Source organism: Pantoea sp. USHLN256, assembly GCF_037149875.1.
GTDB classification, from domain to species: Bacteria; Pseudomonadota; Gammaproteobacteria; order Enterobacterales; family Enterobacteriaceae; genus Pantoea; species Pantoea nemavictus.
Map to the genome: position 1 here is coordinate 589,838 of NZ_JBBCQO010000001.1, position 16,826 is coordinate 606,663.

The following is a 16,826-nucleotide window of genomic DNA, read 5'->3' on the forward strand; positions in this document are numbered from 1 at the left end:
ATGCAGCCGGGCGCGTAGAGGGTGCGCCACAACGAATTAAACGCACCGCCAAATGAGTTAAGCATAATCACAACAGATTGGCGGCCCTAAAAGGAGATTCTTACACAGCCTATACATTTTCCTCTGCAACCTCTGTACAATCGCCCCCCTATCCACACTAATTATGATGAATTTTTATCCTTATGAGCCATGTCAAAAATCCACCACGCGTGGGGTTCGTCTCCCTCGGCTGTCCGAAAAACCTCGTCGACTCTGAACGCATCCTGACGGAGCTGCGTACTGAAGGCTATGACGTGGTGCCACGCTACGATGATGCGGAGATCGTCATCGTTAACACCTGTGGATTTATTGATAGCGCCGTACAGGAATCCCTGGAAGCGATTGGTGAAGCGCTGAACGAGAACGGCAAAGTGATCGTCACCGGCTGCCTCGGTGCCAAAGTGGACCAGATCCGCGAAGTGCATCCGAAGGTACTGGAGATCACTGGCCCGCACAGCTACGAGCAGGTGTTGTCACACGTGCACACCTACGTGCCAAAGCCGGAACACAACCCGTTCCTCAGCCTGGTGCCAGAGCAGGGTGTCAAACTGACGCCGCGCCATTACGCCTACCTGAAAATTTCCGAAGGCTGCAACCATCGCTGTACCTTCTGCATCATTCCTTCGATGCGTGGCGATCTTGATAGCCGCCCAATTGGTTCGGTGCTCGACGAAGCCAAACGTCTGGTCGAAGCCGGCGTCAAAGAGCTGCTGGTGATCTCGCAGGACACTTCCGCCTATGGCGTGGATGTAAAACACCGCACCGGTTTCTGGAACGGATCGCCGGTGAAAACCAGCATGGTTAGCCTGTGCGAGCAGCTGGCCAAACTCGGCGTCTGGGTGCGCCTGCACTATGTTTATCCGTATCCGCATGTGGATGATGTCATCCCACTGATGGCGGAAGGTAAGATTCTGCCGTACCTCGATATTCCACTGCAGCACGCCAGCCCGCGCATCCTTAAGCTGATGAAGCGTCCTGGCGCGGTGGAGCGTACGCTGGAGCGCATAAAGCGCTGGCGTGAAATCTGCCCGGAGCTGACGCTGCGCTCAACCTTTATCGTTGGCTTCCCGGGTGAAACCGAAGAAGATTTCCAGATGCTGCTCGACTTCCTGCAGGAAGCGCGCCTCGATCGCGTTGGCTGCTTCCAGTACAGCCCGGTGGAAGGCGCAACCGCTAACCAGCTGCCGGATCAGGTGCCGGACGAAGTGAAGCAGGATCGTTTCGACCGCTTTATGCAGCTGCAGCAGAAGATCTCCAGCGAACGTCTGCAGGAGAAAATCGGCCGCGAAGTGCTGGTGCTGATTGATGAAGTGGACGAGGAAGGCGCGGTGGGCCGCAGCATGGCAGATGCCCCGGAAATTGACGGCGCGGTCTATCTGAATGGCGATTGTCAGGTAAAAGTCGGCGACGTGGTTCGCGTCAAAGTCGAGCACGCCGACGAATACGATCTGTGGGGCACGCGCGTTTAACCATACTTCTGCTGGTGCGCCCGTTTGCGCGCCAGATAGTCAGTATCGGCGCGCAGTTTATCCCAGCACGCTTTGAAAACGGCCGCCGCAGCGGCCTTCTCTTTTTCTGTGGTACGCGGCAGTTCGTTGCCCGCCGCGTCATATTTACGCCCACCCTGATGATTGCTGTAGCGCCGCGCGCGCGTATAGCCCATCTGAATGTATTTCCGCGCCATATCCATGCCAACAAAGTCATCCTGCGCGCGGTACTCCTCAAACAGCTGCATAATCTGCTGCGAAGATTGCTGCGCCAGCTCTACGGTGCGAAAGCGCCAGTGTGGCAAAATTTCACTTTTGTAAGGTTCGACCATCAGCACGCCCTGTTCGCCACGTCCAACCTGATATAACTCTGGCTGCCGACGAAAATCGATGTGCTTGAAATCCTGCTCATAATTAAACGCTTTCATCTGGTTTTATCACCCTCTCATCATCCCGTGACGTAATTATTTCCTGCTGGCACTTAAGCGATGTGTTTTTGCACCGATAACGTAGATATAAGCCTACTTCCTCAGAGATGCCCCTATGTTTAAACGAATGAGAATTGTGACCGCCATCATGATGATTTTGGTGGTATTCACCGCGATGCAGGCGATTTCAGGATCGCTGTTCTTGTCATCACTGATTACCGGTCAGCATAATTTCACCACCAGCAATCAGCTATCGCATCAGCAGCGTGAGCTAGCCGACGGCTGGCAAACGCTGGTGAAAACCCGCGTTATCATTAACCGCGTCGCGATTCGCATTCTGAAAAAGCAGACCGATGACGCGTCACTTGCCGCCATCAATAAACTGCTGATTAGCGCTAACGCGTCCCTTGATGAAGCAAAGCAGCATTACGATCTCTACAAAAGCATGCCGCGTCTGCCGGGACAAAGCGCTGACTCCGCCAGCGTGGTTGATGCGAAATTCATCGCCTTTACCGAATTGCTGCAGCAGTCGGCGGCATTCCTCAAAGCCAATGATTACGCTGCGTATGGCAACCTGGATGCACAACAGGCGCAGGACGATCTTGAAGCGGCTTACAAACAGTGGCGCGAGCAGAACGTCCAGCTGCTGGCGGAACGCAGTGCGCAGAACGACAGCACCTATCAGCAGATGCTGGTAATGGTAGCCGTGATGGCGGTGGTTGTCGTGCTGATGCTGGTTGCCGTGTGGATGCTGGTACGCCGTATTCTGCTCGCCCCGATGAAACAGGTGCAGCAGCAGATGGAGCGCTTCGCCGACGGCGATCTCTCCGCCAGCCTGCAGGTCGAGGGCCGTAGCGAAATGGCCTTGATTGCCGCCAGCCTCAATCATATGCAGCAGTCGCTGCTCAGCACCATTAACAATGTGCGTGATAGTGCGGATGCCATATTCGGCAGCGCCAGCGAAATTGCCACCGGCAATAACGATCTCTCCTCGCGCACCGAGCAACAAGCGGCTTCGCTGGAAGAGACGGCGGCAAGCATGGAAGAGTTAACCGCGACGGTGAAACAGAATGCCGATAACGCGCGTCAGGCCACGCAGCTGGCGAAAACCGCCTCCGAAACCGCGGATAAAGGTGGCAACGTGGTGGATGGCGTGGTGAAAACCATGCGCGACATCGCCGACAGTTCGAAAAAAATCGCCGACATCACCAGCGTAATTGATGGCATTGCGTTCCAGACCAACATCCTTGCGCTCAACGCGGCGGTCGAAGCCGCGCGCGCTGGTGAACAGGGCCGAGGCTTTGCCGTGGTGGCAGGTGAAGTACGCAACCTGGCACAGCGTAGCGCCCAGGCCGCTAAAGAGATCAAACTGCTGATTGAGAATTCAGTGCAGCGCGTAAACGTCGGCTCGCAGCAGGTAAGCAGCGCTGGCGACACCATGCAGGAGATCGTCAGCGCGGTGACCCGCGTCACCGATATCATGGGCGAGATCGCTTCAGCCTCAGATGAGCAGAGCCGCGGCATCGATCAAATTGGTCAGGCGGTGAACGAGATGGATCGCGTGACGCAGCAGAACGCCACGCTGGTGCAGGAATCCGCTAACGCTTCAGCATCGCTGGAACAGCAGGCAAGCAGCCTCTCTTCAGCGGTGGCGCGTTTTAAAACCGGCACCCGCCAGGCGATCGTGCCGGTGGCGAAAATGGTGAAGCCGGCGATAGCGTCCACCCGCGCACAGCCTGTTGCCGCGCACAGTAATGACCACTGGGAAACGTTCTGAGTGATTGATTAACAGATCATGCATAACCGTAGCGGCGCAATTTATTGCGCGCAGATGTGCTTCTCAACAACGCGCAATAAATTGCGCCGCTACGATCTGCAGTAAGCTTTAGGTCTTCAATTTCGGATCAAGCGCATCGCGCAAGCCATCACCCAGCAGATTAAACGCCAGCACGGTAAGGAAAATCGCCAGGCTGGGGAAAATCGCCACGTGCGGCGCAATGACCATATCGGCGCGCGCCTCATTCAACATCGCGCCCCACTCTGGCGTTGGCGGCTGCGCGCCCAACCCCAGAAACGACAAGCTCGCCGCAGTGATAATTGATGTGCCGATGCGCATGGTGAAATAGACCACAATCGACGACACCGTGCCGGGTAGAATGTGTCGCATGATAATGGTCCAGTCCGACGCCCCAATGCTGCGCGCCGACTCAATATAGGTTTGATGCTTCAGTACCAGCGTGTTGCCGCGCACCAAACGGGCAAAAGCAGGAATACTGAAAATCGCCACCGCGACAATCACATTGCTCATGCCGCTGCCCATGATCGCCACCACCGCTATCGCCAGTAGAATGCCGGGAAAGGCGAACAGCACATCGCAGATACGCATGGTGATGCGATCCCACCAGCCTTCGTAGTAACCGGCCAGCAAACCTAACACCGTGCCAATCAGCGCGCCAATCGCCACCGAGAAGAAACCGGCAATCAGCGAGATGCGCGTCCCCACCAGCACACGGCTGAAGATATCGCGCCCCAGCGAATCGACGCCAAACCAGTGCATTAGCGATGGCCCTTCATTCAGCCGGTCGTAATCGAAATAGTTTTCCGCATCAAACGGCGCCATCATCGGCGCGATAAACGCCACCACAATCAGCAGCAGCACAAACAGTCCGGCCAGCAGCGCCACATGCTGACGGCGAAAACGCCGCCAGAATTCGCGCCACGGCGTGCGTACCCGGTTTTCCGTGATGGTCGGCATGGTCTTTAATGCCGCGGCACGTCGCCAGTTCTTCAATTGCGACTCCTTACTTGTAGCGAATTGCCGGGTTGATTGCCGCGTACAGCACATCGACAATCAGGTTAATCAGGATGAACTCCAGCGAGAACAGCAACACTTCGGCCTGAATCACCGGGTAATCGCGCATCTCAACCGAATCCACCAGCAAGCGGCCTAAGCCTGGCCAGTTGAACACCACTTCCACCACAATCGAGCCGCCCAGCAGGAAACCAAACTGCAGGCCCATCATGGTCACCACCGGAATCATCGCGTTACGCAGGCCGTGTTTCACCACCACCAGTGATTCGCGTACCCCTTTGGCGCGGGCGGTGCGCATGTAATCTTCCTGCATCACCTCCACGAATGAAGCACGGGTGAAGCGCGCCATCACCGCCGCCACCGCGGCACCCAGCGTGATTGACGGCAAAATGTAGTGTTTCCAGCTATCGGCTCCGACGGTAGGCAACCAACCCAGCTGCACCGAAAACACCTGCATCAGCAGCATGCCGAGCGCGAAGGCCGGGAACGAAATCCCCGACACCGCCAGCGTCATGCCGATACGATCCGGCCAGCGATTGCGCCATACCGCCGAGGTGATACCAATCACCATGCCGAAAATAACCGCCCACACCATGCTGCTCAGCGTGAGCCATAGCGTAGGGAAAAAGCGCGCGGCAATTTCATCAATCACTGGACGCTTCGAGACCAGCGAATGACCGAAATCGCCCTGCACCGCATTGAGCATGAAGTGCCAGAACTGCTTGATCAGCGGCTGATCGAGGCCGAGATCCTGACGCACCAGCGCCACTACCGAGGCATCCGCTTCCGGGCCAGCAATCAGGCGCGCCGGATCGCCCGGCAGCAGGTGAACAAACAGGAACACCAGCACCGCGACAATCAGCAGCGTGGGAATCAATCCCAGTAATCGTTTGAGAAAATAGTTGAGCATGCGAAGTCCTGCGCAGCATCGGCCAGCCCCGCAAGGCTGGCCGCGTCTGTTACTTCAGATCCGCCTCATCAAAATTGAATGAGGTATCGGGCATGACATAAAAACCGCTGAGGTTTTTATTGTTGGCAGACAGCAGTTGCTCGACCACCAGCGGGATCCACGGATGGTCGTTCCAGATGCGATCCTGTGCGTCTTTATACAGTTTGGCTTTCTGGTCGCGATCGGTGGTTTTCAGCGCATCGCCGAGATCTTTATCCACCTGCGGATTGCTGTAGAAGGCGGTGTTAAAGATCGCTGGCGGCCAGGACGTGGTAGCGAACAGCGGCGTCAACGCCCAATCGGCTTCACCGGTTGACGCCGACCAGCCGGTATAGAACATACGCACACCGCTCTCTTTCTGCCCTTTGCTCTCCACTTCAGCCGCGCGCTGACCGGCATCCATCGCCGTCACTTTGACCTTCACGCCCACCTGCGCCAGCTGCTGCTGAGTGAACTGCAGTACTTTCTGCGCGGTGCTGTGATTATGCGATGACCACAAGGTGGTTTCGAAACCGTTCGGGAAGCCCGCTTCTTTCAGCAATTCACGCGCTTTAGCCGGATCGTATTTAATCGCCGGATAGCTCTGCGCAAAATCGATGGTCGGCGGCACGATGCCGGTTGCTGGCGTGGCATAACCCGCAAACGCTACTTTTGCCAGCGCCTGACGGTTAATCGCGTACTCCAGCGCTTCACGCACCTTCGGATTATCAAACGGCTTTTGCGTGACGTTGAGGCTGATGTAGCGCTGCATGATCGACGGCGTGGTCACCACATCGAGCTTGCTGTTACCTTGCAGCAGTTTGGCCTGCTCGAACGGCACCGGGAAGGCAAAGCTTGCTTCACCGGTTTGCAGCATCGCCGCGCGGGTGTTGTTATCCACCACCGGACGCCAGGTAATGCTATCCAGCTTCGGATAACCTTTTTTCCAGTAACCCTCCCACTTCTTCACTTTCACGAAGTCGGTCTGATTCCAGGTATCAAAGGCAAACGGGCCGGTTCCGACCGGATGGAAGCCGATATCCTTGCCATATTTCTTCAGCGCGGTTGGCGAAATCATTACCGCCGCCGGGTGCGCCAGGTTGTTGATGAAGGCCGAGAACGGCTGCTTCAGGGTGATCTTCACCGTGGTTGGGTCAACCACTTCAGTGGTGGCGATGTATTTGAACAGGTTATAGCGCTTGAGATGGTTGTCTGGATTGCTGGCGCGATCGAGGTTAACTTTCACCGCGTCGGCATTGAAATCGGTGCCATCCTGGAATTTCACACCGGAACGCAGCTTGATGGTGTACGTCAGGCCATCGCTGCTCGCCTGATAGCTTTCCGCCAGCACGTTGGTCAGCTTCATGTCTTTATCAAAGCCGAATAAGCCCTGATAGAAAGACTTCGCCACCGCCTGCGACAGCGTGTCGTTGGCATCGTAAGGATCGAGCGTGGTAAAGGTTGAGGCCACCGCAATCACCGCATCTTTCGCCGCCCACGCGGGCAGCGCCAGCGCCGAACTCAACAAACCGGCAGTGATAACCCCTTTTCGCATAATATGGTGCATCGTTATCGTTCTCCTGTAATCCCTGTCATGCGCGACATCTGAAGATGTGCGATTGGTTGCTGCTCAGGCGCCGCTAATAGCGTGGCGGGCGACAAAATGGCCCGGTGCCACTTCCAGTAAGGGCGCCACTTCCGGCTCATCACCCAGCGGGCGAATCGGGCTGGGGATCTCATCCACCATCAGCGCCCGCTCACGATGCCGGTGGGCCGGATCGGCCACTGGCACCGCGGCCATCAGTTTTTTGGTGTAAGGATGACGCGGCTGTTCGAACACCGCCTGGCGCGGTCCCATCTCCACGATCTGTCCAAGATACATCACGGCCACGCGATGGCTGATGCGTTCCACCACCGCCATATCGTGCGAAATAAATAAGAAGGCGATACCAAACTCACGCTGCAAATCGAGCATCAGATTAATGATCTGCGCCTGAATCGATACATCCAGCGCCGACACCGATTCATCGGCGATCACCACTTTAGGATTGAGCGCCAGCGCGCGAGCAATGCAGATGCGCTGCCGCTGACCGCCGGAGAATTCGTGCGGATAGCGCTGCGCATGTTCCGGCAGCAGGCCAACGCGTTCCAGTAGCCAGGCGACGCGCTTCTCCGCCTGCCGGCGATCCATCGTTTGATGCACCAGCAGCGGTTCCATAATGGAAAAACCTACGGTCAACCGCGGATCGAGCGAGGCGTAAGGATCCTGAAAGATAAACTGGATATCGCGGCGCAGCGACGCCAGCGCATTGCCCTGCAGCGCATCAATGCGCTGGCCGTCAAAGGTAATAGTGCCGCCCTGGCTGGCCACCAGCCGCAGCAGTGAACGTCCGGTGGTGGATTTACCACAGCCGGATTCGCCCACCAGCGCCAGCGTTTCACCGGCGTAGAGATCAAAACTGACTTTCTCCACTGCGTGCACGCGGCGCTTAACGCGATTGAGCAACCCGCCGCGAATATCGAAACGCGTAACCAAATCGCGGACCTGTAAAATCGGCGGACGATCGTGGCGCACCGTATCCTGCGGTTGAGCCCGCTCTTCGCGGCCGTTGGCATGCAGTAAGGGGAATTTTGCCGGCAACGCCTGGCCGTGCATCGCGCCCAGCTTCGGCACCGCTGCCAGTAACGCGCGGGTATAGGGCTGCTGCGGATCGGCAAACAGCTGCTGCACCGGCGCGCGTTCGACCACATCACCGCGATACATCACCTGCACGCGATCGGCCATTTCTGCCACCACGCCCATGTCGTGGGTGATAAAAATCACCCCCATCTGCATCTCTTTTTGCAGCACGCGGATCAGCTGCAGGATCTGCGCCTGAATCGTGACGTCGAGTGCGGTGGTCGGTTCATCGGCAATCAGCAGCGCCGGTTTGCACGACAGCGCCATCGCGATCATCACGCGCTGACGCATGCCGCCGGAGAGTTGATGCGGATAGCGCCCCAGCACATTTTGTGCTTCCGGAATACGCACCAGATCGAGCATGCGGCGCGCTTCGGCCAGCGCCTGCTGGTGGCTTTTCCCCTGATGCAGACGGATAGATTCCGCTATCTGCTCGCCGACGGTGAACACCGGGTTAAGCGAGGTCATCGGCTCCTGAAAGATCATCGCCATATCGGCGCCGCGCACCTTGCGCATCTGACCGCTGGAAGCGCGCATTACATCCAGCACCTCGCCATTACGGCGACGCAGCTGAATTTCACCGCTCACATCGCCACCGGCCTGTTGAATCAGACGCATCAGCGCCAGCGAGGTGACAGATTTGCCCGACCCCGATTCACCCACCAGCGCCAGCGTTTCACCGCGATGCAGGTCGAGCGACAGGTTGCGCACCGCTTCGGTAATGCGCCCTTCATGCTCGAAGCGCACGTTAAGATCGCGCACCGCCAGAACCTGCTCCGGCGCAAACTGCAGCTGTTGGTCCGTCATGCCTGCTCCTTAGCTGTCGCGGTAAATCGCTACCTCAACGTCACCCTCAACATAGGCGAATCCGCGATACATACCTTCGCTGTTAAACGGCAGCGCCACATTGCCTGCGGCGTCAATGGCGATCAGCCCGCCGCTGCCTTCCAGTTCCTGCACTTTGTCGTGAATGACATTGGCAGTGGCCTGCTGCAGCGAGCGTCCGGCGTAATGCATCTGCGCCGCCACGTCATAGGCGGCGAGCGTACGGATAAACACTTCGCCGGTGCCGGTACAGGAGACCGCCACGCTGTCGTTGCTGGCATAGCAACCTGCGCCCACCAGCGGTGAGTCGCCGACGCGACCGGCCTGTTTGTTGGTCATGCCACCGGTTGACGTGGCGGCCGCCAGATTACCCTGAAGATCGAGCGCTACCGCACCCACGGTGCCAAATTTGCGATCCGGGTCCAGCGGATCATCGCTGTGGCTGTTAGCTTCACCATCATGATCGAGCACCATCTGCTGGCTGTGCAGCGCGCGCTGCAGCTGCTCCCAGCGCTCGGGCGTGGAGAAGTAATCGGCATTAACCGGTTCTAAGCCTTGCTCGGCAGCGAAGGCTTCTGCGCCCGCCCCGATAAACAGCACGTGCGGGCTATTTTCCAGCACCTTACGCGCGGCGAGGATAGGATTACGAATGTGGCTGACGCCCGCAACCGCCCCCACATCGAGCGTGCGACCATCCATAATGCTGGCATCCAGTTCGTGCGTGCCTTGATGGGTGAACACCGCACCTTTGCCGGCGTTGAACAACGGACACTCTTCCAGCAAGCGAACCGCTTCGGTCACCGCATCGAGTGCACTGCCACCCGCCGCGAGAATCTGCTGGCCTGCGGTAACGATTGCGGTGAGTTGCTGACGATAGTGCTGCTCTTTTTCGGCGCTCATTGCCGCGCGCGTAATCGCGCCGGCACCGCCGTGAATTGCGATAACTGCTTTAGCCATAACCGGTACCCTGTAAAGGAATCAGAACCAAAAACACTGATTTAGAATGGTTTTCATCTTTTTTTGGCAATTTTCGACTATAGAAAGGCCCCCTCATCTTGTAAAGCAGAAACTGTCTTCATGGTCATAACCTTTTATTGTGGATTATGCTTTTTTGGTCGCGATGGGTTTACTCACTTCATAGTTGCAAACCAAGACAACCGATATCACCGATCGCACGCAGCGTAGCGGCGCAACTTATTGCGCGATAAATCGCGCCGCTATGGAATGTGCGGTGAATGAGTAACGTGCGCGCTCGCTTAACGGCCACGCATTACCCATAATAGACCGCATCTGAAATTAACCAGGCAGAGATGGACATGGAACCTTTTACCGCAGGATTAATCTCCCTCGAAGACGCGCAGCAAAAGATGCTGCAGCAGTTAACGCCCATTAGCGATTCGCTGAACGTTTCGCTGTTTGAAGCCGCCGGACGCATCACCGCTAAACCGATTAACTCACCGCTCGATGTGCCCTCTTTTGATAACTCAGCCATGGACGGTTACGCCGTTCGTCTGGCGGATAGCGCAGCCGATCGCGTGTTGCCGGTGGCGGGAAAAGCCTTCGCCGGTGCGCCCTTTAACGGCGAGTGGCCAGCGGGCAGCGTGATTCGCATTATGACCGGCGCCCCGATTCCCGCCGGTTGTGATGCCGTGGTAATGCAGGAACAAACCGAGCAGCGCGACGGCGGCATTGTGATTACCGCACCGCTGCAGGAAGGGCAAAATATCCGCCGCATCGGCGAAGATATTCAGGCGGGAAAACAGGTGCTGGATGCCGGTGTGCGCCTTGGTGCCGCCGAGTTGCCGCTGCTGGCGTCGCTGGGCATAGCCGAAGTGAGCGTGCTGCGTAAACTGCGTGTGGCGATCTTCTCGACAGGTGATGAACTGCAGGCGGTGGGTCAGCCATTAGCCGCCGGTCAGATTTACGATACCAACCGTTTCACCGTCGCGCTGATGCTCAACAAACTGGGCTGCGAAGTCATCGATCTTGGCGTGATTGCTGACGACCAGGCGGCGCTGCGTACCGCCTTTACCGAAGCCGATCGTCAGGCCGATGTGGTGATCAGCACCGGCGGCGTGTCGGTCGGCGAGGCCGATTTCACCCGCGCGATGCTGGAGGAGCTGGGCGCTATCACCTTCTGGAAACTGGCGATCAAGCCGGGCAAACCCTTTGCCTTTGGACGGCTGGCAAACAGCTGGTTCTGCGGCCTGCCGGGTAATCCGGTCTCGGCAGCGGTGACGTTCTATCAGCTGGTACAGCCGCTGCTGGCGACGCTCACTGGCCAAACCACGCGCATCATGCCGCTGCGTCAACGCGCGCGCGCCACGCAACGCCTGAAGAAATCCCCGGGTCGTCTCGACTTCCAGCGTGCCATTTTCAGCCGTGGTGACGACGGCGAGCTGGAAGTGCGCAGCACCGGCGCGCAGGGTTCGCACGTCTTCAGCTCCTTTGCGCTGGCCAACTGTTTTGTGGTGCTCCAGCGCGATCGCGGTGACGTTGAGCCCGGCGAGTGGGTAGAAATTGAAGCCTTCAACAGCCTGCTGGAGGGCTAATGAGCGTGGAGTTGAGCGATGATGAGATGCTGCGCTATAACCGCCAGATTGTGCTGCGTGGCTTCGATTTTGATGGCCAGGAGAGACTCAAGGCGGCACGCGTGTTGCTGATTGGCCTCGGCGGGTTGGGCTGTGCGGCGGCACCTTACCTGGTGTCGGCAGGCGTGGGCCATCTCACCTTGCTCGATTTCGATACCGTGAGCCTGAGCAACCTGCAACGGCAGATCCTGCACAGCGATGCAAAAATTGGCGTGGCGAAAGTCACCTCGGCACAGCAGCCGCTGGCGGCGCTTAATCCGCACTGCCAGCTCGAGCCGATTGATGCGCAGTTAGATGATACGCAGCTCAGCGCACTGATTGCCCGCCACGACGCCGTGGTAGATTGCACCGATAACGTCACTACGCGCGAGCAAATCAATCGCCTCTGTTTCCAGCACCAGGTCCCGCTGATTTCCGGTGCAGCGATTCGTATGGAAGGCCAGCTGAGCGTATTTACCTGGCAGCCCGGCGAGCCGTGCTATCGCTGCATCAGCCGCTTATTCGGCGAGCAGGTGTTGAGCTGTGTAGAAGCCGGGGTGATGGCACCGCTGGTGGGTGTGATCGGCGCGATGCAGGCGATGGAAACCTTAAAGGTGCTGACGGAGTTTGGCAAACCAGCCAGCGCGCGCTTACTGATGTATGACGCGATGAGTGCGGAATTCCGCAGCATGAAAGTCGCGCAGGATGCGCATTGTGAAGTTTGTGGCAAGCCGTAAATGATGAAGGCCGCCTCCAGGGCGGCCTTCATTACAGTAAGGTGCGCATTGATGCGCACCTGGCGATGCAGAGATTAAACAATACCCTGGCTGCGCAGGTAATCTTCATAGTTACCCGTGAAGTCGACAATACGATCGGCTTTCATCTCCATCACACGCGTGGCCAGCGAGCTCACAAACTCACGGTCATGCGAGACGAAGATCAAGGTGCCTTCGTACATTTCCAGCGCCATGTTGAGCGACTCGATCGATTCCATATCCAGGTGGTTAGTCGGTTCATCCATGATCAGAATGTTCGGCTTCTGCATCATCAGCTTGCCAAACAGCATGCGGCCCTTCTCACCACCGGACAGCACCTTAGCGGGCTTGTTGATCTCATCATGACCAAACAGCAGACGACCGAGAACGCTGCGCACCGCCTGCTCGTCATCGCCTTCCTGCTTCCACTGGCTCATCCAGTCAAATACCGTCAGATCTTCAGCGAAGTCTTCCGCATGATCCTGGCCGTAATAACCGATGCGTGCATTTTCAGACCATTTCACCGTACCGCTATCGGGAGTATGTTCACCAATCAGCGTTTTCAACAGCGTGGTTTTACCGATACCGTTAGCACCCAGAATCGCCAATTTCTCGCCGACTTCTAACATCAGGTTGAGCTTATTAAACAGCGGACCGTTATCAAAACCTTTGGTCAGCGCCTCAACTTCCAGCGCATTACGGAACAGCTTCTTATCCTGATCAAAACGGATAAACGGGTTTTGACGGCTGGAGGCTTTCACCTCTTCCAGCTTAATTTTATCAATCTGCTTAGCACGCGAAGTCGCCTGACGGGATTTAGAGGCGTTGGCGCTAAAGCGGCTAACGAACGATTGCAGATCGGCAATTTGCGCTTTCTTCTTCGCATTATCCGATAATAAACGTTCGCGCGACTGCGTCGCCGCGGTCATATATTCGTCATAATTACCCGGATAAACGCGCAGTTCGCCGTAATCCAGATCCGCCATGTGCGTACAAACCATATTCAGGAAATGACGGTCATGCGAAATGATGATCATGGTGCTGTTACGTTCGTTGAGCACTTGCTCCAACCAACGAATGGTATCTATATCCAGGTTGTTGGTCGGTTCATCGAGCAACAAAATATCGGGATTAGCAAATAATGCCTGCGCTAACAGCACGCGCAATTTCCAACCCGGCGCAATTTCACTCATCGGGCCGTAATGCTGCTCCACGGGAATGCCCACGCCCAGTAATAATTCACCGGCACGTGATTCCGAACTGTAACCGTCCATTTCACCGTATTCGACTTCAAGGTCGGCCACTTTATAGCCTTCCTCTTCGCTCATTTCTGGCAAGGCATATATACGGTCACGCTCTTGCTTCACTGCCCACAATTCATTGTGGCCCATGATCACGGTGTCCAGCACACTATATTGCTCAAAGGCAAATTGGTCCTGGCGTAACTTACCGATACGCTCATTAGGATCGAGGGAAACATTTCCACCTGTTGGAACCAGGTCGCCGCCCAGTATTTTCATAAAGGTTGATTTACCGCTGCCGTTCGCACCGATTAAACCGTAACGATTACCGCCGCCAAATTTAACGGAGATATTCTCGAACAGCGGCTTACTGCCGAACTGCATGGTGATATTGCTGGAAACTAACACGGCATTGACCTTTGTTACGCAGTGGAGGAAAAAACAGCGGGCATTATGCCAGAAGCGGGCACCCTGACGCCACCTCTGCGCCAGAAGCAGAGCGTGTAATGAGCTGAACGTGTTGAGCGCATACGCAAAATAATTTGCGCGATAGCAAGGCCGCAAGCGGGCGAGTCCCTGGAATCTTACGCCGTTAAGTGAACGAGACCAGCGTGTGCAGCCAATGTGCCTGGGCGCGAGGTAAAAATGTATTTAAATAAATAAAAAAAGCCGAAGACATTTGCCTTCGGCTCCCACTTACAAGGATTGTGCGGATTATTTGATCAGGAAAGTGTCGAGGCTTTTACCTGAATCCAGTGCTTTCTTAATCGCAGCTGGGGTACGGCCTTGGCCAGTCCATGATTTTTCTTCACCGTTTTCGTCAGTGTAAGAATATTTCGCTGGACGCGGTGCACGCTTGGCGCGCTTTTTACCCACTTCCAGAGCACCCAGTAATTCGTTCGGGTCAATACCGTCAGCCAGCAGCATTTCGCGATATTTAGACAGCTTCTCTTCTTTTTCGCGATTCTGTGCTTCTTCTGCATTTACTTCGTCGCGACGTTCAGTCACAACGACGGTTAATTTTTCCAGAATCTCTTCCAGATCGGTCAATGGCAGTTCACGAGCCTGCGCACGTAATGTGCGAATGTTGTTCAGAACTTTAAATGCGTCACTCATCACAATGTCCTTGCTTAAGGGGGTTAAATAAACTGTAGTGGCAAGATTACCTAATTCAAATAAAAAAATAAATTAATTTTATTGCCTGGATTAATCTGAACTTGCTTACATATTTCTTACGTTGAGGTTTAAAAGCGCCGCGTCGCCTTTAATTAACCCTGAATTAACAACCCTTGGTTGTTGCTTATGTTGCAGCTGGAATCGATTTCAAACCAATATTCCCAGGTATTAAACAATCATTTAGCAGCTATTGTGCTGTGCAGCATAACTGAGCATAAAGGTAAAAAAGGATTAATGGTGTAACGCAGGCCCTATTTTCATAGGGGATTATTATATTGCCGAGGATGGGAGAGAAATCTCATTTTTACTTATCGTGGCGATAAAAAGCCGGTGGTTAACCGGCTACTAAGTAAAATTAATGCACCTCTGTTGCCGGGCCAAACACAGAATAGTCCGGCAGGTTGACGTTTTGATAAGGTTCCCAACCGCCGCCGAGCGCTTTATATAACGCCACCAGATCGAGCGCACTTTGCATACGCGCCTGAGTCGACTGCGCTTTGGCTTGCGACAGTTGACGCTGCGCATCCAGCACATCAATAAAGGTCGAGATGCCCTGCCGATAACTGTCGCTGGCTAAATCAAAGGCGCGCTGCAGAGCGCCCGTGGTCTCATCCAGTGCGATGACCTGCTGCTGATCGGCACGATAGCTCACCAACGCGTTCTCCACATCCTGCAGCGCGGTCAACACCGTTTGACGATAATCGAGCGCCGCGTTCGCTTGCTGAGCACGCGCCAGTTTTACGCTGGAAACTAAACGACCGCCCTGGAAAATGGGGATAGAGAGCGACGGCCCTACGCTGAAGAAGTGGCTGCTCCAGTCATCCAGATAGCTGGCATCGGTGTTGCGCACCCCAAGTTGCCCGGTCAGCGACAGGCTGGGGAAGAGATCGGCAACCGATACGCCAATGTTGGCGGTTTGTGCATGCAACGTCGCTTCTGCCTGACGAATGTCCGGGCGACGACGCGCCAGCGTCGCCGGAATCCCCACCGGCACCATTTTCGGCAACTCGGGCAGTGCTTTGGGGTTCATCAACTCGTTATCCAGCGCGCCTGGCGTTTTCCCCAGCAGTACCGCAAGGCCGTTCATGGCCTGTAATTGCTGTGCCTGATACTGCGGCAGCTGCGCATTGAGGGAGGCCAGCTGTGCGCGGGCATTTTCCACATCCGTGGTAGGCGCCAGACCGTTTTGCTGCTGGCTTTGCGTCAGTTCCCAGGTTTGCTGCGCCACCTCGATCTGCTGCTGCAACGTTGCCAGCACCGCCTGTGAACCACGCAACTGCAGGTAAGCGCGAGCCACTTCTGCTTCCAGCGACACCAGCGCATCGTTGCGCTGTTCAATGGCCGCCTGCTGCTGCGCATCCGCCGCTTCCATCTGGCGGCGCACTTTGCCCCACAGATCGAGCTCCCAGCTGGCGTCAAAACTGCCCTGATAGAGAGTAACGGAATGGTCCAACCCGTTCAGCTGGTTGGCCACATCGCTGTCTACCTGATCGTAAACACCGTTAGACTTCAGTAAGCCCTTCAAACCCAGCTGCTGTCGCGTGACTTTTGCCGAGCCGTTGAGCGACGGGAACAAACCGCCGCGCGCTTGCGCCAGCTGCTCGCGCGCGCCAGCAATGCGCAGTACCGATTGCTGCAGCGTTAAGTTGCCGGCAACCGCGCGCTCAATCAGGCTATCCAGCTGCGGATCGTTAAAACTTTTCCACCACAGCGGATTGGTCGCCGCCGCCAGCGGTTTTGAAGCCTGCTGCGAAGGCAAATCATGGTAGCTACCCGGCGTGTGCGCCTGCGGCGACTGGTAATCAGGTCCTACGGCGCAACCGGCCAGCAATAATGACAGCGCCAGCAGCGTCAGTGACGGCGTCGAGCGCGAAATCTTGTTCAT

Annotated in this window: 13 protein-coding genes; 4 read left to right on the plus strand and 9 right to left on the minus strand. The window is 56.2% G+C overall.

Features of this window, described 5'->3' with window-relative positions:
• Positions 1-182: 182 nt before the first annotated feature.
• Positions 183-1,508, plus strand: coding sequence for a 30S ribosomal protein S12 methylthiotransferase RimO (gene rimO, locus WFL93_RS02790; RefSeq protein WP_336777204.1), 1,326 nt, complete (start codon positions 183-185; stop codon positions 1,506-1,508).
• Here the strand turns inward: rimO and WFL93_RS02795 are convergent.
• Positions 1,505-1,954: a DUF4385 domain-containing protein gene (locus WFL93_RS02795; RefSeq protein ID WP_049850987.1), complete on the minus strand. Its 450-nt coding sequence runs from the start codon at positions 1,952-1,954 to the stop codon at positions 1,505-1,507. The genes rimO and WFL93_RS02795 overlap by 4 nt on opposite strands.
• A 115-nt stretch (positions 1,955-2,069) precedes the next feature.
• Here WFL93_RS02795 and WFL93_RS02800 point away from each other — a divergent pair, with 115 nt between their 5' ends.
• Positions 2,070-3,731, plus strand: a complete 1,662-nt coding sequence (locus WFL93_RS02800) for a methyl-accepting chemotaxis protein (RefSeq protein ID WP_007887707.1) — start codon at positions 2,070-2,072, stop codon at positions 3,729-3,731.
• A 108-nt stretch (positions 3,732-3,839) separates the two neighbouring features.
• Here the strand turns inward: WFL93_RS02800 and gsiD are convergent, their stop codons facing one another.
• The 5 genes from gsiD to WFL93_RS02825 all read right to left on the minus strand — a co-directional run bounded on the left by gsiD (position 3,840) and on the right by WFL93_RS02825 (position 10,156).
• Positions 3,840-4,745, minus strand: a complete 906-nt coding sequence (gene gsiD, locus WFL93_RS02805) for a glutathione ABC transporter permease GsiD (RefSeq protein WP_180823332.1) — start codon at positions 4,743-4,745, stop codon at positions 3,840-3,842.
• Positions 4,746-4,755: 10 nt separating this feature from the next.
• Complete coding sequence (gsiC, locus tag WFL93_RS02810; protein ID WP_336777205.1) at positions 4,756-5,676, minus strand: glutathione ABC transporter permease GsiC; 921 nt, start codon at positions 5,674-5,676, stop codon at positions 4,756-4,758.
• A 49-nt stretch (positions 5,677-5,725) separates the two neighbouring features.
• Positions 5,726-7,261 carry a glutathione ABC transporter substrate-binding protein GsiB gene (gene gsiB, locus WFL93_RS02815; protein ID WP_049850984.1) on the minus strand — a complete coding sequence of 512 codons (1,536 nt, stop codon included), beginning with the start codon at positions 7,259-7,261 and terminating at the stop codon, positions 5,726-5,728.
• 63 nt (positions 7,262-7,324) lie between these two features.
• Positions 7,325-9,181: a glutathione ABC transporter ATP-binding protein GsiA gene (gene gsiA / locus WFL93_RS02820; protein WP_007887715.1), complete on the minus strand. Its 1,857-nt coding sequence runs from the start codon at positions 9,179-9,181 to the stop codon at positions 7,325-7,327.
• A 9-nt stretch (positions 9,182-9,190) separates the two neighbouring features.
• Positions 9,191-10,156: an isoaspartyl peptidase/L-asparaginase family protein gene (locus WFL93_RS02825; protein WP_049850983.1), complete on the minus strand. Its 966-nt coding sequence runs from the start codon at positions 10,154-10,156 to the stop codon at positions 9,191-9,193.
• 359 nt (positions 10,157-10,515) lie between these two features.
• Between WFL93_RS02825 and moeA the strand changes: the two genes are divergently transcribed.
• Together moeA and moeB are read left to right on the plus strand one after the other, a co-directional pair.
• Positions 10,516-11,751 (plus strand): molybdopterin molybdotransferase MoeA, encoded by a 1,236-nt coding sequence (gene moeA / locus WFL93_RS02830; protein WP_336777400.1) that lies wholly within the window; start codon positions 10,516-10,518, stop codon positions 11,749-11,751.
• Positions 11,751-12,506, plus strand: coding sequence for a molybdopterin-synthase adenylyltransferase MoeB (gene moeB / locus WFL93_RS02835; RefSeq protein ID WP_336777206.1), 756 nt, complete (start codon positions 11,751-11,753; stop codon positions 12,504-12,506). The genes moeA and moeB overlap by 1 nt, the downstream gene beginning before the upstream one ends.
• A 74-nt stretch (positions 12,507-12,580) precedes the next feature.
• On the opposite strand, the gene WFL93_RS02840 is transcribed toward moeB, so the two are convergent.
• The 3 genes from WFL93_RS02840 to WFL93_RS02850 form a co-directional block, all read right to left on the minus strand.
• Entirely contained in the window at positions 12,581-14,173 is a 1,593-nt protein-coding gene (locus WFL93_RS02840) for an ABC-F family ATPase (RefSeq protein ID WP_007887723.1), read from the minus strand.
• A gap of 306 nt (positions 14,174-14,479) precedes the next feature.
• Complete coding sequence (locus WFL93_RS02845; protein ID WP_007887725.1) at positions 14,480-14,881, minus strand: H-NS family histone-like protein; 402 nt, start codon at positions 14,879-14,881, stop codon at positions 14,480-14,482.
• 415 nt (positions 14,882-15,296) lie between these two features.
• The gene (locus tag WFL93_RS02850; RefSeq protein ID WP_180823327.1) at positions 15,297-16,826 is read right to left on the minus strand and encodes an efflux transporter outer membrane subunit; all 1,530 of its coding nucleotides are present in this window, start codon (positions 16,824-16,826) and stop codon (positions 15,297-15,299) included.

Excerpts from the sequence above, each read along its gene's own strand:
- gsiA (WP_007887715.1), bottom strand. The coding sequence starts at position 9,181 with ATGACGGACCAACAGCTGCAGTTTGCGCCGGAGCAGGTTCTGGCGGTG.
- WFL93_RS02800 (WP_007887707.1), top strand. The coding sequence starts at position 2,070 with ATGTTTAAACGAATGAGAATTGTGACCGCCATCATGATGATTTTGGTG.
- WFL93_RS02850 (WP_180823327.1), bottom strand. The coding sequence starts at position 16,826 with ATGAACAAGATTTCGCGCTCGACGCCGTCACTGACGCTGCTGGCGCTG.
- WFL93_RS02825 (WP_049850983.1), bottom strand. The coding sequence starts at position 10,156 with ATGGCTAAAGCAGTTATCGCAATTCACGGCGGTGCCGGCGCGATTACG.
- moeA (WP_336777400.1), top strand. The coding sequence starts at position 10,516 with ATGGAACCTTTTACCGCAGGATTAATCTCCCTCGAAGACGCGCAGCAA.
- WFL93_RS02845 (WP_007887725.1), bottom strand. The coding sequence starts at position 14,881 with ATGAGTGACGCATTTAAAGTTCTGAACAACATTCGCACATTACGTGCG.
- moeB (WP_336777206.1), top strand. The coding sequence starts at position 11,751 with ATGAGCGTGGAGTTGAGCGATGATGAGATGCTGCGCTATAACCGCCAG.
- gsiC (WP_336777205.1), bottom strand. The coding sequence starts at position 5,676 with ATGCTCAACTATTTTCTCAAACGATTACTGGGATTGATTCCCACGCTG.
- rimO (WP_336777204.1), top strand. The coding sequence starts at position 183 with ATGAGCCATGTCAAAAATCCACCACGCGTGGGGTTCGTCTCCCTCGGC.
- WFL93_RS02795 (WP_049850987.1), bottom strand. The coding sequence starts at position 1,954 with ATGAAAGCGTTTAATTATGAGCAGGATTTCAAGCACATCGATTTTCGT.
- gsiB (WP_049850984.1), bottom strand. The coding sequence starts at position 7,261 with ATGCACCATATTATGCGAAAAGGGGTTATCACTGCCGGTTTGTTGAGT.